The sequence below is a fragment of the Kaistella pullorum genome, from assembly GCF_014837035.1.
GTDB classification, from domain to species: Bacteria; Bacteroidota; Bacteroidia; order Flavobacteriales; family Weeksellaceae; genus Kaistella; species Kaistella rhinocerotis.
This window is the reverse complement of sequence record NZ_JACSPS010000003.1, coordinates 350,409-369,431: the sequence shown is the minus strand read 5'-3', so window position 1 is coordinate 369,431 and position 19,023 is coordinate 350,409. Positions and strand designations below refer to the sequence as shown.

Annotated in this window: 18 protein-coding genes and 1 tRNA gene; 10 read left to right on the top strand and 9 right to left on the bottom strand. The window is 42.9% G+C overall.

Annotated features, from left to right (window positions below; all coding sequences use genetic code 11):
* The first annotated feature begins 99 nt into the window (after positions 1-99).
* Positions 100-429: a hypothetical protein gene (locus tag H9628_RS10250; RefSeq protein WP_251834047.1), complete on the top strand. Its 330-nt coding sequence runs from the start codon at positions 100-102 to the stop codon at positions 427-429.
* Positions 430-483: 54 nt separating this feature from the next.
* Here the strand turns inward: H9628_RS10250 and H9628_RS10245 are convergent, their stop codons facing one another.
* The 9 genes from H9628_RS10245 to H9628_RS10205 all read right to left on the bottom strand — a co-directional run bounded on the left by H9628_RS10245 (position 484) and on the right by H9628_RS10205 (position 10,895).
* On the bottom strand, positions 484-1,278 hold the full coding sequence (locus tag H9628_RS10245; RefSeq protein ID WP_394368182.1) for a TrmH family RNA methyltransferase: 795 nt from the start codon (positions 1,276-1,278) through the stop codon (positions 484-486).
* Positions 1,250-2,755, bottom strand: coding sequence for a DNA recombination protein RmuC (gene rmuC, locus H9628_RS10240; protein ID WP_251834046.1), 1,506 nt, complete (start codon positions 2,753-2,755; stop codon positions 1,250-1,252). The genes H9628_RS10245 and rmuC overlap by 29 nt, the downstream gene beginning before the upstream one ends.
* A gap of 51 nt (positions 2,756-2,806) precedes the next feature.
* Entirely contained in the window at positions 2,807-3,568 is a 762-nt protein-coding gene (locus H9628_RS10235) for a DUF5995 family protein (RefSeq protein WP_251834045.1), read from the bottom strand.
* Positions 3,569-3,909: 341 nt separating this feature from the next.
* Positions 3,910-3,991 (bottom strand) — tRNA-Leu (locus H9628_RS10230).
* Positions 3,992-4,043: 52 nt separating this feature from the next.
* The gene (locus H9628_RS10225) at positions 4,044-4,880 is read right to left on the bottom strand and encodes a cyanophycinase (RefSeq protein WP_251834044.1); all 837 of its coding nucleotides are present in this window, start codon (positions 4,878-4,880) and stop codon (positions 4,044-4,046) included.
* 52 nt (positions 4,881-4,932) lie between these two features.
* The gene (gene cphA, locus H9628_RS10220) at positions 4,933-7,218 is read right to left on the bottom strand and encodes a cyanophycin synthetase (protein ID WP_251834043.1); all 2,286 of its coding nucleotides are present in this window, start codon (positions 7,216-7,218) and stop codon (positions 4,933-4,935) included.
* Between the two features lie 216 nt (positions 7,219-7,434).
* The gene (pncB, locus tag H9628_RS10215; protein WP_251834042.1) at positions 7,435-8,613 is read right to left on the bottom strand and encodes a nicotinate phosphoribosyltransferase; all 1,179 of its coding nucleotides are present in this window, start codon (positions 8,611-8,613) and stop codon (positions 7,435-7,437) included.
* Positions 8,614-8,705: 92 nt separating this feature from the next.
* Entirely contained in the window at positions 8,706-9,182 is a 477-nt protein-coding gene (locus H9628_RS10210; RefSeq protein ID WP_251834041.1) for a Dps family protein, read from the bottom strand.
* Positions 9,183-9,266: 84 nt separating this feature from the next.
* Positions 9,267-10,895, bottom strand: coding sequence for a leucine-rich repeat domain-containing protein (locus tag H9628_RS10205; RefSeq protein WP_251834040.1), 1,629 nt, complete (start codon positions 10,893-10,895; stop codon positions 9,267-9,269).
* Positions 10,896-10,969: 74 nt separating this feature from the next.
* Here H9628_RS10205 and H9628_RS10200 point away from each other — a divergent pair, with 74 nt between their 5' ends.
* From H9628_RS10200 to rplW, 9 genes are all read left to right on the top strand, one after another.
* A complete protein-coding gene (locus tag H9628_RS10200) occupies positions 10,970-12,580 on the top strand; it encodes an ArnT family glycosyltransferase (RefSeq protein ID WP_251834039.1) in 1,611 nt (536 codons plus the stop codon).
* A gap of 90 nt (positions 12,581-12,670) precedes the next feature.
* Positions 12,671-13,084: a 30S ribosomal protein S12 gene (gene rpsL / locus H9628_RS10195; protein ID WP_031503575.1), complete on the top strand. Its 414-nt coding sequence runs from the start codon at positions 12,671-12,673 to the stop codon at positions 13,082-13,084.
* A 26-nt stretch (positions 13,085-13,110) separates the two neighbouring features.
* A complete protein-coding gene (gene rpsG, locus H9628_RS10190; RefSeq protein ID WP_122027051.1) occupies positions 13,111-13,587 on the top strand; it encodes a 30S ribosomal protein S7 in 477 nt (158 codons plus the stop codon).
* A gap of 6 nt (positions 13,588-13,593) precedes the next feature.
* On the top strand, positions 13,594-15,711 hold the full coding sequence (gene fusA / locus H9628_RS10185) for an elongation factor G (protein ID WP_251834038.1): 2,118 nt from the start codon (positions 13,594-13,596) through the stop codon (positions 15,709-15,711).
* Between the two features lie 19 nt (positions 15,712-15,730).
* On the top strand, positions 15,731-16,036 hold the full coding sequence (gene rpsJ, locus H9628_RS10180) for a 30S ribosomal protein S10 (protein WP_015806753.1): 306 nt from the start codon (positions 15,731-15,733) through the stop codon (positions 16,034-16,036).
* A gap of 297 nt (positions 16,037-16,333) precedes the next feature.
* Complete coding sequence (locus tag H9628_RS10175) at positions 16,334-17,182, top strand: GLPGLI family protein (RefSeq protein WP_251834037.1); 849 nt, start codon at positions 16,334-16,336, stop codon at positions 17,180-17,182.
* Between the two features lie 254 nt (positions 17,183-17,436).
* Positions 17,437-18,063: a 50S ribosomal protein L3 gene (rplC, locus tag H9628_RS10170; protein WP_251834036.1), complete on the top strand. Its 627-nt coding sequence runs from the start codon at positions 17,437-17,439 to the stop codon at positions 18,061-18,063.
* Positions 18,054-18,683 carry a 50S ribosomal protein L4 gene (rplD, locus tag H9628_RS10165; RefSeq protein ID WP_251834035.1) on the top strand — a complete coding sequence of 210 codons (630 nt, stop codon included), beginning with the start codon at positions 18,054-18,056 and terminating at the stop codon, positions 18,681-18,683. Before rplC ends, rplD begins: the two co-directional genes overlap by 10 nt.
* 3 nt (positions 18,684-18,686) lie before the next feature.
* Entirely contained in the window at positions 18,687-18,974 is a 288-nt protein-coding gene (gene rplW, locus H9628_RS10160) for a 50S ribosomal protein L23 (RefSeq protein ID WP_251834034.1), read from the top strand.
* Positions 18,975-19,023 lie beyond the last annotated feature (49 nt).

Genomic DNA, 19,023 nt, shown 5'->3' with positions numbered 1-19,023 from the left:
GCGCATACAAATTTATTATCCGTTCTACCTTTGTCCTGTTCAAATAGAGATACTTGAACGGATTTTTAAAAGAAACAAAAACAATTAAATTTATTTATTATGAAAAAGTCATTCTTCGTAGCTGCTATCGCTGCTGTTGCTCTTGTAGCTTGTAACAAATCTGAAACTGTAGAAACTGCTAACGGTGTTGATTCAGCTGCTGCTGCTGCTGTAGATTCTTCAGCTGTTGTTGCTGATTCTGCTGCTTCTGTAGTTGATTCTGCTGCTGCTGTAACTGTTGACGCTGCTGCTGATGCTGCTTCTGCAACTACTGCTGCTGGTGCTGATGCTGCTAAAGATGCTGCTAAAGCTGCTGGAGATGCTGCAACTGGTGCTGCTGACGCTGCTAAAGATGCTGCTAAAGAAGCTAAAGATGCTGTAAACAAATAATCAGCATTATTTACACAAACAAACCGCTCGTGCTTTCAGCATGAGCGGTTTTTTTTATGGCCTCACCTGAAGTTTTTGTCTGCTGATCTCATAGGCCGTGATTGCTACGGCATTGCTGAGATTCAACGAATCGATACTGCCGGACATCGGTATCAATGTATTCCTCCCGATTTTTTCCCAAAATTCGCTCAAGCCCGAATGTTCTGTACCGAAAACCATTGCGCAGCGTGCTGTCAACTCTTCTGCAAAGAGATCGCCCGCGTCTGCTGACATCATCGTGGTGTAAATATTAAACTTATTCCGCTCTAAAAACTGAACAGCACTTTCGTTTGTTGCAGCAAAAACATTCATCCCAAACAGACAGCCAACGCTGGACCTGATCACATTGGGATTGTAGAAATCTACTTTCGGATCTGTAATCACGAGTCCATCAATTCCGAAAGCTTCACAGCTTCGCAATATCGCACCGAGATTTCCTGGTTTTTCTATTCCTTCCAAAATAATGACGGCTGAATCCGGTTTGGGTTGGAAATCCTCAAGCAAAGCATTCTTTGTCTGATAAATGCCGATGATTCCTTCGGATGTCCCGCGGTAGGCGAGTTTTTCGTAAACTTTTTCGGACACGAAATGTACTTTTCCCTGCGGTATCGCGGCTTTGAAAATACCTTCGCAGATATAGAACTCCTCACTTTCAAAACCAAACTGCTGCGCTCTCGTATTTTCCTGCTGGCCTTCCACAGCAAACAACCCCGATTTTTTGCGGAAACGGTTATCACTCAAAAGCCGTGTAACGTGCTTGATTTTCTCATTTTGCAGACTCTCAATCATTGGTAGGTTGGCTTTCATCATTTTGATAATCGATTTCTTCTACGTTTGCACGTTCAAGTAGCGCTCCGGGCAAATTTTTCTTTGGTTTTATGCCCAGTTGACGCAGTTTTTCGGCGGAACGTACCAGGTTTCCGTTGCCCGAAGCCAGTTTTTTCATCGCATTTTCATAATCTACCTTCGCACCGTCCATTTTTTTGCCGATGCTCAGTAAATCAGATACGAATCCTTCAAATTTATCATAAAGCGCTGCGGCCTGCCGTGCGATCTCTTCTGCATTTTGGCTTTGGTCTGCACGTTTCCAAACATCAGAAATAAGTTTAAGGTAGGCAATCAAGTTCGTCGGACTTAGCAGAATCACGTGTTTATGGTAGGCGTAATTCCAAAGTTGCTGATCATATTGCACAGCGGTAAGGAAGGCCGGCTCCACGGGGATGAACATGATGGTGAAATCTAATGCTTCCTTCAGATTATCATACCGCTTCAGCGCCAGCGTATCAATATGTTTTTTGATGGCGGCTACGTGAAGATTGAGATTTTGCTTCCGTTCTTCTTCGGTTTCCGCAGAACACATCCTTTCGTAAGCGTTCAGCGAGACTTTAGAGTCGATGATAACGATTTGGTTTCCGGGAAGTTTCAGCACAAAATCGGGTCTTTGGTTTTCGCCGGTTTCAGTCTTAATATTGTATTGGGAGAAATATTCACGGTCTTTGCAAAGTCCTGAATCTTCCAGAATTCTTTCGAGAATCATCTCGCCCCAGTTGCCCTGCGTTTTAGTCTGACCTTTCAATGCCGTTGCCAGATTATTGGCTTCCTGGCTTACTTTCGTAGTCTGCTCCATCATCATTTTGATGGTGCTATTTAACGAGTGACGCTCGCGGGCTTCGTTATCATAGACTTCATTGACGCGTTTTTTAAAAGTTTCCAGATTTTCACCTAACGGTTTCAGCAGCGTGTCAAGGTTTTCCTTGTTGGCTTCGGTGAATCTTTTTGATTTCTCTTCAAGAATCTCATTGGCTAAATTTTTAAATTCACTCTTCGCCATTTCCTGAATTTTCACAATCTCGGATTTCTGATTGTCCAAAAGTTGTTGCAAACTTTCATTTTGGGCAGAAAGTTGGGATTTTATCGAAATCAGGTTTTGTTTTTCATCAAGCAAACTGCGGATTTCTGTGCTTTGTTTTTGGTTAAGTTCCTGCTGTTCGGCAATCTTCTGATTCTGAGAATTGTTTTCTGCCGAAATTTTCGCTATCTCATTCTTCAGCTGATTCAGGATTTCCGTCTGTTCGCTGTTGGTTTTCTTTTCTGATTGGTACTGGTTTTCCAACACGCTGATTTTCATTGCCGAATTTTGGAAATCGGAACTGGTTCTGATAAAGTTATTGTTTAGTTCATCGAACATTTTTCGCGGAACATGGGCAGATTTCAGAATAAAATATAAAATAACAGTGCCCAGAATTGCACCCACGACCAGTCCGATAAGCAGAGATGTAGTTTCCATGTTTCAAAAATAGGAAGAAAAAAAGTGATTTGAAGCATCCTTTTCAAAGTCTCAGACTATTGTGGCAGACAGTATTTCGATATTTTTATGAACGTCACTGCTTTCGCAGGATTTTAATTTTTTCAGGATGTTTTCAGGTGTTTTTTCGGAAACGATAATGTTTCTGGCTACCAAAGTCGCTGCGTTGTCGATCATCCTAATTAATGAAGGCCGAATTATCTGAATGGAATTCGAAAGAATAAAAGCGCTTGCCCACGACGTGTCGCGCGCTTTCGAAATCGCAAAATCGAGCATCACATTGTCCTGCCCATTTGAAAGTTCATCGATTATGCTAACCGGATAACAGATTTTGTTCAGCGAATCCTGAACATTTTGGCTAATGGCTGCAATCACGTTATTGATAGTGTTGAAGTCATTTTTCAGCGGCGTGATCCTACGGTAAGGCATTACAGAAGCCGCCGAAACTCCCAGATCCAGATTGATATGCGCATTGATGCCAAGAAGAATGTGCTGCATGATCAGCAGGTCCTTATTTTTAGCTGCTTCGAACGCGGTGAACCACGCGTTGGTGCATTTTCTTCCGTGACGGTAATTTTCAAAAGCCTCCAGGTAGCGGCTGGCAAAAGCAACATCCAGCCGCTCCATCCGCGGCCCGTCTTCGAATTTATTCTTTTTAATGCCGTGCGCTACGGCTGCAGTCATACATTTGTAAGTGGAGGCGAAATAGCCCGCAGGGTTTTTTGTCACTTTGCTCCAGGCAATAATATCGTCGAGTCGCTGCAGGACTTCGTCAATGTTGGTCGGGGTTTTCATCAGTTTGTGTTTGAAGGTAAAATTAAAGTTTTTCCGCACATGAAACAGCTTTAAATTTAATTTAAAGATTCCGCACATTGTCATTATGAATAGTTCTGAAAAATAAGTCAAGTATTTAATACTGAAGAAGATTTAATAAAATATGGCCGGATCTTCATACAGAAGATTCTTTTCTGATCGGGGGTGGAGGGACGTTTAGTAAGTGCTTAGTTCTGTCAGAAAACGGGCGCGAAATATGAAAAACAATTTGTTTGTCAAATGAATTATCAGAAGTGATCTGCAGTTTATTTGCCCTTAACATAACCAAAAAAAACGCTCCCAAATCTGGGAGCGCTGTCTTGTGCCCGGAACAGGACTCGAACCTGCAAGCTTGTGGGCACCCGCACCTGAAACGAGCGTGTCTACCAATTTCACCATCCGGGCTAAAGGAGTGCAAATATAATTTTTTTAGTTCAACACAAGGTGATATTTCTGCTTATTTTTCAGCGTCCGGCGGATTAATGATTTTCAGACGCATCTCCTTTAGGTCAAAGATGTCATGTTCGCTCATCAGATGGATGGTCATATTTTCAAATGACAAAGGTGCGCCATCCACAACCTCAAGAAGGTTGCTGCCACTGATCTTTCTACCGTCGAGCAGAATTGCCATGCCGGAACCTACTGCTTCCATTTTATCGCGGTGAATCAGCAACGCTGTATTTTCTTCGAGGCCCACGCCCAAGATCGTGGGGTTACTCACCACAATCTCAAAAAGCCGTGCTATTCGACCACGTTCGATGAAATGTGTGTCAAATATAATATTGTTGACCAAACCGAGTCCGGTGGCGGTCTGCACTTCACCTTTGTACGCGGCATCATCGCTGTTTCCCTCAATGATCATACTGTTTGATGCAGCGGCAGCGCCTGCGGAAGTTCCTGCATACATGAAATCAGGATCTTTGAGTTTTTCCAGCAGCATTGTGTAGAATTCGGTGCCGCCCAGGATGGAGGTAAGCGCAAGCTGGGTTCCGCCGGTCACAAAAATAGCGTCAGCTTCTTTCAGACGACGCAGGCTGGTGGGCTTTTCCGCGTCTTCTCTGGTGCGGATCATCAGCACGCCGCAATTATCAGCTCCGGCTTTGTGGAATGTCTTCAGATATTCCTTCCCCATTTCTTCCGGAATGGTAGATGCAGATGTAATGATCTCAATCCGCGACCGCTTTTTGTGCTTTGTTTCATCTACAAAACGCTGCAAAATGCTGAGGTCTGAAAAAGGATCCGTATTTCCGTTTTTGTCTTCGGCGCCGCCAATCACCAGAATTTTTCCTTTCATATTGAACTTTATTTTATTCTTTATCTAGTCGATTCTTTAAAATAAATTGTTGCTAAAATTCCTGTACAATCTTGGTCACATTTTGATAGTTGTCGCTTAAGGCTACCACCAGATCGCTGGTTCTTGCAATGGAAAGTGCATGTCTTATTGCGTCTTCCTCATCCGGAATCAGTTCATAGCCAGCGCAGCGCTTTCCTTTTTTCATTCCCTCAATCATTAATGAATTCATTTCTGCGAGTTCGCGGCCACGAAGACTGTGTTCCTGTCTTACGATGATATGGTCGAACATATTAGCAGCTATCCGTGCAAGCTCGATTATATCCTCATTACGCCGGTCACCGACTGCCGCGACAATGCCAATTTTCCTTCGCTGCGAGCTGTGGCAGAAATAATCCTGAAGAGCTGTTAACCCGTGTGGATTGTGTGCGTAATCTACCAACACCTCAAAATCCCGCACTTTGAAAAAGTTCATTCGGCCGGGTGTAAGTTCGGGACAGGGCGAGAAATTCCGTAGCGCGGAACTGATCTGTTTGGCTGTAAAACCGTAAGCGAAAGCACCAGCGGCCGCAGCCAAAATATTAGCTGTCATGCACCGGGAGGTTCCATTGAGTGTCAATGGAAATTCACTGAGCGTTCCCAGCACATTTTCTTCATCATCTTTTTGTATAATAATCCTGTCATCAGAAACGAATGCGGCCAGACCACCATTCGCAAGGTGTTTCAGTATTTCGGAATGATCTGCGTCTAAGGAAAAATAGGCGATGTTGCACGAAAGTGTTTTTGAAATATTGAGACAGTGAATATCTTCTGCATTTATGACCGCCCAGCCCTCGGGTTTTACATTGCGTACGACGGTAGCCTTTACTTCCGCAAGTTCTTCGAGTGTATTGATGTTTTTAAGACCTAAATGATCCGCTGCAATGTTGGTCAGAATGCCTACATCGCAAAAATCAAACGCTAACCCCGAACGCAATAAGCCACCACGGGCCGTTTCGAGCACGGCAAAGTCGACCATGGGGTCGCTTAGAACCAGTGAAGCGCTGGTTGGACCAGAACAGTCGCCGGCCGCAATTTGAAAATCACCGATGTAAATGCCGTCTGTTGTTGTATACCCCACCATGTGTCCACAACTTTTGGCGATATACCTGAGAAGTCGGGTAGTGGTAGTTTTACCGTTGGTTCCTGTGACAGCGAAAACCGGAATACGTCCGTTTGATTCACCGGGAAAAAGCATGTCGACAATTGCCGCGGCTACTTTCCCGGGATTTTCATTGGAAGGGGAAAGATGCATCCGCAGGCCCGGCGCCGCATTCACTTCTATTACCGCACCACCGTTTTCTGTAAGTGGAGTGTGTAGGTCTTTTGCGACCAAATCAATACCGCAGATATCAAGTCCAATGATGGCAGCGATGCGTTCCGCCATAAAAACATTAGCGGGATGCACTTCTGCAGTCACATCTGTCGCTGTACCTCCGGTACTCAGGTTTGCAGTGGATTTTAGAACCAGGGTCTCGCCCGGTAGCAGTACGGTTTCAAGCGATAAATTATTTTTTTTAAGCAGATTCTCTGTATCACAATCGAGGGTGATTTTGGTCAGCAGTGCTTCGTGGCCATCTCCGCGTCCGGGTTCTTTGTTTATTTCTTCGATAAGTTCGGAAATGGTATTCGTTCCGTTACCAACCACGTGCGCAGGTTGCCTCATGGACGCCGCGACGAGTTTACCACCGATGACAAGCAAACGGTGATCGTGACCCACGATGTAATTTTCAACCAAAACTTCACTACTGAATTTCTGTGCATGTTGAAATGCTTCCTCTGCCATTTCAATACTCTCAATTGCTACGGTGACACCTTTTCCCTGGTTTGCATCAAGCGGTTTGATGACAATTGGGAAACCTATTTCTTTAGCGGCGTCCTGCAATTCGGGAAATGATTTGCAAACAATCCCGCGTGGAACGGGAATCTGCGCTTTTTGCAACAAAATTTTAGTCTCAAACTTGTCATCCGCTGTTTCGGTGGCGATACATCCTGTGTCACCAGTAATGGTCGCACGGATGATTTTCTGCTTCTTACCGAATCCAAGTCTGATCTTTGAACGTTCATTCAGCCGTTGCCAGGGAATTCCGCGCCGTTCAGCCTCTTCAATAATGCTTAGTGTACTTGGGCCCAGGCCAGTCTTATGTTTTGCCTGTTCATAAAAATTCGGAGAAGGTACCAGTGGACTTTCAGTCTGCAAACCTTCGGTATCCGGGACCGAAAAATCTTCATCAGAATTTATATTTTCTAAGGCAGCTTCGTACTCGCTTAGATCAGGCGGTTGCCTGTTTTTGCCATTCATAGTTTATTGTTTTTAATGTGTTGCAGCAGGCTTTTTTGTCGATATCCTGAAATTGCCCGCATCAAAACAAATGCCATGAAATCACTCGTAATCAAGTCAAAAGTTTTACTTAAAGTGCTCAACTGCTGATTAAAAGAATTCAAAAACATAAAAAGAAAGCGCAAATACCCGGAGGCATCTGCGCTTATAAGTTTGTAAATGTACATTGAAGAATGATCAGTTTTTTATCCTTAAAAATTCTTTAGCCAATTCAATCATCTTTGGCTCGCCAGTGTACTTTCCGTGCTCGTCTGAAAGCTTGACAGTAGGAATCCAGTCGCCGGTTACAGATTTTGCGGCGGTAAGTTTCATCACGATATTCATCGGCTTCAAACCGACATCATTGGTCAAATTGGTTCCAATCCCAAATGAGATTCCGATTTTTCCGCGGCAGGCTGCTGTGATTTCGGAGACTTTTTCAAGGTTCAACCCATCTGAAAATATGATGAATTTAAATAATGGATCTATCCCATGTTTCCGGTAGTGGGCAATTGTCTTGTTTGCAAATTCAATCGGGTCACCGCTGTCATGTCGAACCCCGTCGAAAAGCTTCGCGAATTTTTTGTCGAACTGTTCGAAGAAGACGTCCGTGGTGTACGTATCAGACAGGGCTACACCTAAATCTCCCCGGTAAACATCCACCCAATGCTCCAGTGAGATTGCGTTCGCCATCTTGAAACCATATTCAGCGGCGTGGAACATAAACCATTCATGTGCATGGGTTCCGATGGGTTTTACGCCATATTTCATCGCAAAGTGAACGTTCGATGAACCGATGAAACCCGATGTTTTATCTCGCGTAAGAACGTCCATTACAAGATTGTGTACCTGATAAGAATGTCTGCGGCGCGTGCCAAATTCAGCAAAACTGACACCTAGACCTTCGAGTTTCCGTGCTTTTTCTAATGTCTTGGCGATCACGGCGTCATCGTTTTCGCGTTCGAGGGCATTCATTACATAATGAAGTTCCGAGATCAAAGCCAGTAGTGGCACTTCCCAAAGAATGGCGCGGTACCATTCTCCTTCAACCGTCACCTCAATGTCATTGCCGTCTTGTGAGATCTGAACTTCGCGCGGATCGTAATGGTAGCCACCAAGGAAATCGAGGTAGGGCAGATCGAGATACGGACATGTGACGCGCAGATATTCTTTTTCTTCTTTCGAAAGTTTCAGTTCGGCCATGGCATCTACCGATTTGCGGAGTTCCTGAGCAAAATTTTCGGGGAAGTAGTGCTTTCCACGGTTGATGAACCGGTATTGCACGCGTTCATTCGGGAAGAGTTTCACGACCGCATTCTGCATCGTGAATTTGTAAAAATCGTTGTCTAGGATTGATTTCAGGGTGCTAAGGCTCATGTCAGGCTTCTTTAGTAACAAATTTAAGACTTTAGACAGTAAAAAATCGCCCTTGTAGCAAAGGCGATTTTATGCTGTGATTTATTGATCTTTTATTTACCAAGGTAAGAGTTGTACATCCAAACCTCTTTTTCCTGCTCTGTGATGTAGTCGCTCATTTGTGAATTGGTACCTTCGTCACCTGCTTTTTCGGTGTAATCGAGGATGTCACGCTGTCGGTCAATAATTATCTTGAATGAGGCGAGAATGTTTTCGACACATTTGGCTGCATCTGAAACTTCGCGACTTTCTTTGATTGTTGACATCGCAAGATAATCACTGTAATTGTGGTTTGGAGTTGCGCCAAGCGTAAGGATTCTTTCTGCAATCTCGTCGATCTTCAACACTAAGTTGTTATAAAGTTCCTCAAATTTTGGATGAAGTGTGAAAAACTGGTTTCCTTTGATGTTCCAATGGGCTCCGCGGGTATTCTGGTAAAACACCGAATATTCTGCGAGCAACACATTTAATTTTTCCGCGATTTGTTGGGCATCATTTTCATTAAGCCCAATGATTTTAGTATTATTCATAATATTTACTATTTATTTCAAAGGTACAAGTTGCCGAAAGTCGTTCAAAAGCTGTGCCTTTTCTGCTAAATGCAAATAACTGCGTTAGTGTTTGATGAATTTAAATGATTTCAGTGCGTCCGCAGTTTTTATGGAGATTACGTAAGTTGCTGACGGCAGCGCCCGTACATCAATCTGTTTCGATTTTGTAGTGAGGAGTAGCTTGCCGCTGAGGTCGAAAATATAGATGTTTTCGATCTGTATCTGGCTGGTTTTGATGTTCAGATAATCGCTGGTAGGATTTGGGTAGATGATGAGGTCCTTCAGCACTTCCTCTGTTGCTAGCTGTTTCATAAGGGTGACCGGCTCGCGGAAGAAAGAAATTTCGAGGATTTCCTTAGGCAGTTTTTCGAAATAGTAGGCCTCGCAAGTGTACTTCGTATAATCTGATTCTTCTGTTTTACTGATAAAATAGCTTTGCGTGGTTTGTGGCGTTTTTTCTTCTAAATTCTTATACCACGAAAACTGATATTCAGGACCTGAAAGCGATTGCGGAATAGACGCGCTTCCTCCAAGTGGCGCGGCCAGGGTTTGAGCTTCGTCGTACCGCTGAGGCGAATAGGTGAAATCTGTCACCGGATTTTCCTTTAAAACAAAATCTTTGATTTCCTGCTTGCTGAATCTGTTGTTTTCAAGGAATGTAAGTGCAGGAATTCCGTCCGGAATAGTGCCGGAAAGCTGATTTCCGGTAAGGGAAAGCATCTGCAGGCTTTTATTTTGGAGCAAAACCGCCGGGAAAGTTCCCTCGATAAGGTTGTTGTCCAGATAGAGTTGGGTAAGTTTTTTTAATGGTGTCAGCGATGCAAAATCACCGGAAAGTTTATTGGAAGAGAGATTAAGATGGATTAGATTCGTAAGCTGCGCCAATTCGGCCGGGAAGGTTTCAATCTGGTTATTGGAGAGTGAAAGCCACTCAAGACTTTTCAGGGATGTAAGCGTGGTGGCATAATTTGAACTGAAGAGATTCGCGGAAACATCCAGTGATGTAAGCGGCAAAGTGGAAATTTCCGTGGGAATTCTGGTGAGTTTGTTGCCTGAAAGATTCAGTTCTGTGACATTATTCAATGAAGACAATGCTGAAAAGTTCTGCGAAATACTGTTGTTGCTGAGATTTAAGGATTTTAAAGCTGTCAGTGCAGTGATTTTGAAGGGAACTGCCGTGAGACCAACGGCGGAGAGATCCAAGACTTCAAGCTTTTTAAAATTTTCAATAAAACTGCCGACATCATTAAAGACAAAGAAATTGTTGCCCAAAGAAATTTCGGTAAGATTCAAAAGTGGAGTAATGGCCGCAGAAGGATCGCCGGTGAGGCGGTTATTGCTGATGTCAAGACGTGTCAGATTGCCCAGCCCGGAAATAGAATTCGAAACTTCGCCGGTGAGTTGGTTTGAACTCAAATCGAGCCGTTCCAGCTTGGAAAACGTGCTGAAGTAAATGGGAAAAGCGCCTTTCAGTGCGTTACCGCGAAGGTTGATCTCAATCACGTTCCCGTTGCGGATTTTGATGCCGTACCAGTAACGCGGGTCTTTTTCAAGGTCCCAGGTTTGGCTCCATCCTGAGCCGGAAGTGCTGTTGTAGATGTTTACCAGCGCGGTTCGTTCGGCAAATGAGATACTGTATTTTTGGGCAAAAAAGAGCTGAGAAAAGAATAAAAGGAGTAAAATTTTCTTCACCGGATTCGTGTTTTGTAAGATTGCAAATATAAACATAAGTTGATTTCAATGACGGAAATTTGCATATTTGCCTAATGACGAAGTATTTATATATACTAATGCTGTGTTTTACGGCAATCACCGGGTTTTATTTTTTTTTGAGTTGGGCGCAACTGCCACCGGGACAACGGTATATTTACCCGATTGATGATGTTTATATCCACTTGGCTTTGGCCAGAAATTTCGCTGAACTCGGCGTTTGGAGCGTGAATATTTCTGGGTTCGACAGTGCTTCGTCATCTATATTATATACGCTGCTGCTTGCGGGTCTCATCAGGCTGTTCGGAGACTGGGAATATTATCCGTTATTGCTGAATGTTGTATTCGGATATCTCACGGTCTATTCTGTTTACAGATATTACAAAGATTTCTACGGTTCTACGGAACTGAAGTGGGCTGCCGCATTAATTTTGTTCTTTCCTTTGTTATATGTCATGGTTTTGATCGGGATGGAGCATACGATACATATGTTTCTGATGGTTTTGGCTGTGTATTTCATTCACCGGAATGTAAAGTCAGATTTTAGATGCAAAGATTTCTTGCTGCTGCTTACCGTAACTTTTTTTCTGTCGATGGTCAGGTTCGAAAGTATGTTCTTTACTGTTTCACTGGCATTCGCGCTTTTTCTGAGGAAAAATTATTTAAAGGGAACATTGATTTTGGTTGCAGGGTTTATTGCCATCGTGGTTTTCGGAATTATTTCTGTGCAAAACGGGGGTTTCTTTTTTCCGAATTCGGTGATGGTAAAAGGGAGTTATCCGGCCGAAGACCATATTTTCATGAGCATGTGGCAACTATTCGAAAACGGAATTTTACTTAATGTCAGCTTCTATAAATGTCTCTTCTTTCCATTAGTGATTATAGCGGTTTATCTTTTTGAAAAATACCGCGCAGCGCGATTAAAAAATCTGTTAAACGAAACGCTGCTCATCGTGGTGGTTCTTACAAGTGTTCTGCATGCGTTATTCGCGGTGCTGATGTATCGGTATGAGAATTATTTAATGATTTCACTGCTGCTGATTTGTATCCCAATTATCACACATTTGCATGAAAAATACAGGAAAACAGAACTGAACAAAAGCCTTTTAAAAATACTGACGCTGGGTAGTATTACTGCAATTGTACTCATATCTATATATCGTTTTGGCTATCATCATTTGCCGTTAACCTATATGAGTAAAGGTATAAACAGCCAGCAGGTGGAAATGTCGAGATTTTTGGGTAAATATTATAAAGGAGAAAAAATAGTGGCCAATGACATAGGCGCCATTTCGTACTTCAGTGGTGTGCAGTTGCTGGATATTGTGGGGCTTGGAAGCACCGATATTGCAGAGGAAATCGTACGGAATAAACATCTTTCTGCAGAAGAAAATGCATTTAAAAACAAAAAATTCATCGTGGAATACGCAGCAAAAAACAAATTTAAGGTAGCAGTGATCTACCCTGAATGGTTTCCCGGCGGTGTGCCCGATGAATGGATCCCGGTAGCAACTTGGAAAATCCCCGAACCTTATGGGCCCGCGCGGCAACGCATTGTCTTTTACGCATTAAGGTCCGAAGAAGAAGCATCGCTGAGGAAAAACCTGATGGAATTTGATAGGAATCCGAACGTTAAACAGGAGTTTTTGAATAAAGTGACAAAATAAGTGGCATATATTGCATAAATAATTATAAATCAGTGTTTGCAGGTTTAAAATTATTCCCTACTTTTGCACCCTAAAATAAAAAGCAATTAAATGCCTACTATTCAACAATTAGTTAGAAAAGGAAGAGTCGCACTTACCAAGAAGAGTAAATCGGCTGCCCTTGATTCCTGTCCACAAAGACGAGGTGTATGTACCAGAGTATATACTACCACCCCGAAGAAACCTAACTCTGCACTTAGAAAAGTTGCAAGGGTAAGACTTTCTAACGGGAAAGAAGTCAACGCTTATATCCCGGGCGAAGGACATAATCTTCAAGAGCACTCGATAGTATTGGTACGCGGAGGAAGGGTGAAAGACCTACCGGGAGTACGTTATCACATTGTTCGTGGAGCTTTGGATACCGCAGGAGTAAACGGAAGAACTCAGAGAAGATCCAAGTACGGAGCTAAGAGACCAAAACCAGGTCAGGCAGCTGCAGCACCTGCTAAAGGCAAGAAAAAGTAATCATTAAATTTTAAAGAAACGAAACAATGAGAAAGACGAAAGCGAAAAAAAGACCGTTGTTACCGGATCCTAAGTTTAATGATCAGCTGGTAACAAGATTCGTAAATAACCTGATGCTTGACGGTAAGAAGTCAATCGCATTCAAAATTTTCTATGATGCATTAGATATCGTAGAAAGCAAAAAAGGAGAGAACGAAAAAACTTCTCTTGAAATCTGGAAAGATGCCCTTACCAACGTAATGCCACACGTAGAAGTACGTTCACGCAGAATCGGTGGTGCAAACTTCCAGATCCCAATGCCAATTCGTGCTGACAGAAAAATCTCTATGGCGATGAAGTGGTTAATCAAATATTCTAAAGCTAGAAACGATAAATCAATGGCTCAGAAATTGGCTGCTGAAGTTATCGCTGCTGCAAAAGAAGAAGGTGCTGCTTACAAAAAGAAAACAGACACTCACAGAATGGCTGAAGCAAACAAAGCATTTTCACACTTTAAATTCTAATCTGAAATGGCAAGAGATCTTACCCTTACAAGAAATATTGGTATCGCTGCTCACATTGATGCAGGGAAAACCACCACGACAGAAAGAATTCTATTTTATTCCGGAAAAAACCACAAAATCGGTGAAACTCACGAAGGCGGTGCTACAACTGACTGGATGGAGCAGGAAGCTGAAAGAGGGATTACCATTACATCTGCAGCAGTAACTGTAGACTGGAAATTCCCTACCGAGCAAGGTAAAGCACTTCCGGATGCGAAAAACTATCACTTCAACATCATCGATACACCGGGACACGTTGACTTTACCGTAGAGGTAAACCGTTCTCTTCGTGTACTGGATGGTCTTGTATTCCTTTTCTCTGCAGTAGACGGGGTAGAACCTCAGTCTGAAACCAACTGGAGACTTGCGGACAACTATAAAGTTGCACGTATGGGCTTTGTAAACAAGATGGACCGTCAGGGAGCTGACTTCCTGAACGTTTGTAAGCAGGTGAAAGAAATGCTTGGATCCAATGCAGTTCCAATCGTATTGCCAATTGGTGATGAAGCAGACTTCAAAGGAGTTGTAGACTTGGTGAAAAACCGTGCTATTGTATGGCATGATGAGAACCACGGTTCTACTTTTGATATTGTGGAAATCCCGGCTAACATGGCTGACGAAGTGAAGCAGTTCAGAGCACAGTTGATCGAAGAGATCGCGGCGTATGATGAGAACCTTCTTGAGAAATTCATGGAAGATGAAAACTCTATCACTGAAGAAGAAATTCACGCTGCACTTAGAGCTGCAACTTTGGATATGAGTATCATTCCAATGACTTGTGGTTCTTCATTCAAAAACAAAGGTGTACAGTTCATGCTTGACGCTGTTTGCCGTTACCTTCCTTCACCAATGGATAAGGAGGCAATCGACGGAACAGACCCAAGAACAGACGAGCCTATCTCTAGAAAGCCATCAGTGGCTGAGCCTTTCGCGGCACTAGCGTTTAAGATTGCAACCGATCCTTTCGTAGGTAGACTTGCATTCTTCAGAGCTTATTCAGGAAGACTTGATGCAGGTTCTTATGTATTGAACACAAGATCAAACAGCAAAGAAAGAATCTCACGTATCTTCCAGATGCATGCGAACAAGCAAGAGCCAATCGAGTACATCGAGGCTGGAGATATCGGTGCGGCTGTTGGATTTAAGTCTATCAAGACTGGTGATACACTTTGTGACGAAAAACACCCAATCGTACTTGAATCTATGGTTTTCCCGGATCCGGTAATCGGTATCGCGGTAGAGCCTAAGACGAAAGCTGACCAGGATAAAATGGGTAACGCTTTGGCTAAATTGGCTGAAGAAGATCCTACTTTCCAGGTTAAGACTGACGAAGCTTCAGGACAGACCATCATCTCAGGTATGGGTGAACTTCACCTCGACATCATTGTTGACCGTATGAGAAGAGAGTTCAAGGTTGAAGTAAACCAGGGACAACCTCAGGTAGAGTACAAAGAAAACCTTACAATGTCTGCAAACCACAGAGAAGTTTACAAAAAACAATCAGGTGGACGTGGTAAATTTGCTGATATCGTGTTCGAATTGGCTCCGGCTGATGACAACAAGCCAGGTCTTGAATTCATCAATGAGATCAAAGGTGGTAACATTCCGAAAGAATTTATTCCAGCTGTAGAAAAAGGTTTCAAAGAAGCGATGAAGAACGGTCCTTTGGCAGGTTTCGAAATCGAAGGTATCAAAGTGACATTGAAAGACGGATCTTTCCACCCGGTGGATTCAGATGCACTTTCATTCGAACTTGCTGCTAAGATGGGCTTCAAGGAAGCTGGTAAGAAAGCCAAGCCGGTGATCATGGAACCGATCATGAAAATCGAAGTGGTAACGCCGGAAGAATACATGGGAGATATCGTAGGTGACCTTAACAAACGTAGAGGAACCATCAACGGTATGGACGATAGAAACAACGCGAAAGTAATTAAAGGATTCGTTCCACTTTCAGAGATGTTCGGATATGTAACTACACTTAGAACACTTTCTTCTGGTAGAGCTACATCTTCTATGGAATTCGAGAAATACGAAGCAGCTCCTTCTAACGTTGCTGAATCTGTAATCGAAAAATCAAGAGGGTAATCTTTAAATCTAAATTAAAATGTCACAAAGAATCAGAATAAAATTAAAATCTTACGATTACAGTTTAGTAGACAAGTCTGCTGAGAAAATCGTAAGAACGGTAAAAGCAACCGGTGCGGTAGTAAACGGCCCGATTCCTTTGCCAACGAACAAAAGAATCTTCACAGTTCTTCGTTCACCTCACGTAAACAAGAAGGCAAGAGAGCAGTTCCAGCTTTCAGCTCACAAGAGGCTGATGGATATCTACTCTTCATCTTCTAAAACTGTAGATGCCCTAATGAAATTAGAGCTTCCTTCAGGAGTTGATGTAGAAATTAAAGTGTGATTTTGGCGGCTTGCTTTTAGGCAATCGCTATTAGCTATCAGCCAGAAGCCACTTTGCTATGATAGAAATCCCTTTTCGAAAGAAGAGGGATTTTTTTTGGCTTAGGAGCAACAAGATATTTGCTGTTTGCGAAATCCCGTCCCGCTTTGCACTGCAATCTTTTTTGGGCGCGGCGCCAGCCGCGCCCAAAAAAGGATTTCCGTTGCAATCGGGGCTAAAAGTCAGGTATCTCTTCTTTTCGTAAGTAGGTGAAATTATTTATGGATTTTAAATAACTTTATTCTAAAATTTAAAACCATGAAACCATTCAAACTGCTTATTCCCATATTGCTCACATTTTCTTTCTTGGCTACAGCACAAACGCACAGATTCATTTACGCATTTCAGTTTAAAAGCGATTCTCTGGCAAAAGAGTTCCGCGAAGAGAATATGGTGCTAGATGTAAACCCACAGGACGTGAAATTCTATCCGTACATGTATGCCGAAAACGATTCCCTGAACAAAGTGCGCGACTATAAGAATATCATTTGGGATGACAGTGTTCCCACGCTCTCGCGCAAACGAAACTCGAACGAGAACGTAAGTTATTTTTTCAGCGGCGATTATTTCAGTATTACCACAGCAGATCCGGTCATCTGGCGGCTTACTGAAGAGACAAAGAGATCGGCCGACTATACCTTGCAAAAAGCCACAACCAAATTTGGCGGCAGAAACTGGACGGCCTGGTTCAGCAAGGATGTTGTAGTGCCCGAAGGTCCGTATAAATTCCGTGGTTTGCCCGGACTTATCTTTGAGTTGTATGATGACCGTGATCAGTTTAGGTTTTCACTGGTTAAAAGTCAGAAGTTCAAAGACACCTATGATACTTCAGGCTTTCTGGAGTCGTTTGCCGGCAAGAAGCCTTTGGCAATTAGCGAAAAAGTCTGGGTAGCCAAGCAACTGGAGCAGTACAATAATCCCCTGCGGCAGTTTAAGGAGGCCTTTAAAAACAATACCGATCCAAGCGCGAAGTTTATGTATGGCGGCACGCAGGTGACCAGTCTGGACCAGTTCAAAACCATGTCGGATGATGCGCAGGCAAGGATGCGGCGGGAGAATAATCCGATAGAGCTCAGTAAGGCAATCCGTTACCCGCAACCTAAGTGATTATGCTCCAAAATGGCGCGTGAAAGCGGACGGAATTTCAGATTTCGTAAAGATTGATAGCAGTACCTCAGGATTTTTCTGAGGTATTTTCATACTGTGCTGATTTTCAAAATATTTTTGCCACAGTGTTTGTCATTTCAGAAAATCTTCATACATTTGCACACTCAATTTAGGGAAGAAGTATGCCTATTTCAAACGTAGAAATCACCTCGCCCTGTGTTGAATACAGAGAACACATATAATATATATAAATAATGTCAGGTATTATTGGTAAAAAAATCGGGATGACTTCCCTGTTCGACGAGAACGGCAAAAATATGCCGTGCACCGTTATTCAGGCTGGTCCTTGCTCGGTTTTACAGGTCAGAACCTTAGAAAAAGATGGGTACAAATCTGCTCAGCTTGGTTTCGATGACAAGAGTGAAAAGAACGTTGGTAAAGCGTTAGCCGGCCATTTCAAAAAGGCTGGTTCTGCTCCTAAAGCTAAATTGGTAGAATTCTATCATGAATTCGTAGACAAATTAAGCGTAGGAGATGAAGTGAAAGTTGATCTGTTCGCAGAAGGCGAATATGTAGACGTAACAGGAACTTCAAAAGGTAAAGGTTTCCAGGGGGTTGTGAAAAGACACAACTTCGGTGGGGTAATGCAGGCAACCCATGGTCAGCACAACAGATTGAGAGCCCCAGGTTCCATCGGTGCAGGATCAGACCCGTCAAGAGTATTCAAAGGGATGCGTATGGCAGGTAGAATGGGTGGTAAGCAGGTTACTGTACAAAACCTTCAGGTGTTAAAAGTAGATCAAGAGCAAAATCTTTTAGTAGTAAAAGGTGCTGTTCCGGGAGCGAAAAATTCTTATGTAATTATCAGAAAATGGAACTAACAGTATTTAATACATCAGGAAAAGAAACCGGAAGAACAGTTGAGCTAGACGAAGCAATCTTCGGCATTGAGCCTAACCAGCATGCGGTTTACTTAGAAGTGAAGCAATATCTTGCCGCTCAGCGTCAGGGGACACATAAATCTAAAGAAAGAAGCGAGATTACAGCTTCTACGAGAAAGCTTAAAAAACAGAAAGGATCCGGATCTGCGAGATATGGTGACATCAAGTCCCCAACTTTCAAAGGTGGAGGTAGAGTTTTTGGTCCAAAACCAAGAGACTACAGATTCAAACTGAACAAAGCTTTGAAGAGACTGGCTAAGAAGTCTGTTCTTTCTCAGAAAATGAGAGATAATTCTATCAAAGTTCTGGACGCGATCAACTTCGATGCGCCTAAGACTAAAGAATTTATCAACTTGAACAATGCATTAGGTTTCGAAGGTAAAAAATCTCTGTATATTTTGCCTGAAGCTAACAAAAATGTATACTTATCATCACGTAACTTGCCTAAGACTAAGGTGTTGACTTACAACGAGATCAGCTCTTACGATTTGGTACACGCAGGTGAGATTGTATTTTTGGAAGGTGCTATCGAAAAATTTCAGGAAAACTTAAGAAAATAAATCATGTCTATTATCATTAAACCTATCATTTCAGAAAAAGCAAACTACCTTACGGATTTGAGAGGCGCTTATTCTTTCTTCGTAGACACGAAGGCGAATAAAATCCAGATCAAGAAGGCGGTAGAAGCTGCTTACGGTGTGAAAGTGGCAGACGTAAGAACCATGATTTACGCTCCGAAAGTTTCAGCTAAGCACACCAAGAAAGGCTTGCAGATTGGTAAGACCAACAAATTGAAGAAAGCCGTTGTTTCCCTTGCAGAAGGTGAAGTGATCGATATCTTCGCAGTATAAATAAAGCATAAGCTTAAAGCTTTGCAAAGAGCTTCCCGGCTTACCGCAT

Excerpts from the sequence above, each read along its gene's own strand:
- H9628_RS10250 (WP_251834047.1), top strand. The coding sequence starts at position 100 with ATGAAAAAGTCATTCTTCGTAGCTGCTATCGCTGCTGTTGCTCTTGTA.
- H9628_RS10245 (WP_394368182.1), bottom strand. The coding sequence starts at position 1,278 with ATGATGAAAGCCAACCTACCAATGATTGAGAGTCTGCAAAATGAGAAA.
- rmuC (WP_251834046.1), bottom strand. The coding sequence starts at position 2,755 with ATGGAAACTACATCTCTGCTTATCGGACTGGTCGTGGGTGCAATTCTG.
- H9628_RS10235 (WP_251834045.1), bottom strand. The coding sequence starts at position 3,568 with ATGAAAACCCCGACCAACATTGACGAAGTCCTGCAGCGACTCGACGAT.
- H9628_RS10225 (WP_251834044.1), bottom strand. The coding sequence starts at position 4,880 with ATGAAAGGAAAAATTCTGGTGATTGGCGGCGCCGAAGACAAAAACGGA.
- cphA (WP_251834043.1), bottom strand. The coding sequence starts at position 7,218 with ATGAATGGCAAAAACAGGCAACCGCCTGATCTAAGCGAGTACGAAGCT.
- pncB (WP_251834042.1), bottom strand. The coding sequence starts at position 8,613 with ATGAGCCTTAGCACCCTGAAATCAATCCTAGACAACGATTTTTACAAA.
- H9628_RS10210 (WP_251834041.1), bottom strand. The coding sequence starts at position 9,182 with ATGAATAATACTAAAATCATTGGGCTTAATGAAAATGATGCCCAACAA.
- H9628_RS10200 (WP_251834039.1), top strand. The coding sequence starts at position 10,970 with ATGACGAAGTATTTATATATACTAATGCTGTGTTTTACGGCAATCACC.
- rpsL (WP_031503575.1), top strand. The coding sequence starts at position 12,671 with ATGCCTACTATTCAACAATTAGTTAGAAAAGGAAGAGTCGCACTTACC.
- rpsG (WP_122027051.1), top strand. The coding sequence starts at position 13,111 with ATGAGAAAGACGAAAGCGAAAAAAAGACCGTTGTTACCGGATCCTAAG.
- fusA (WP_251834038.1), top strand. The coding sequence starts at position 13,594 with ATGGCAAGAGATCTTACCCTTACAAGAAATATTGGTATCGCTGCTCAC.
- rpsJ (WP_015806753.1), top strand. The coding sequence starts at position 15,731 with ATGTCACAAAGAATCAGAATAAAATTAAAATCTTACGATTACAGTTTA.
- H9628_RS10175 (WP_251834037.1), top strand. The coding sequence starts at position 16,334 with ATGAAACCATTCAAACTGCTTATTCCCATATTGCTCACATTTTCTTTC.
- rplC (WP_251834036.1), top strand. The coding sequence starts at position 17,437 with ATGTCAGGTATTATTGGTAAAAAAATCGGGATGACTTCCCTGTTCGAC.
- rplD (WP_251834035.1), top strand. The coding sequence starts at position 18,054 with ATGGAACTAACAGTATTTAATACATCAGGAAAAGAAACCGGAAGAACA.
- rplW (WP_251834034.1), top strand. The coding sequence starts at position 18,687 with ATGTCTATTATCATTAAACCTATCATTTCAGAAAAAGCAAACTACCTT.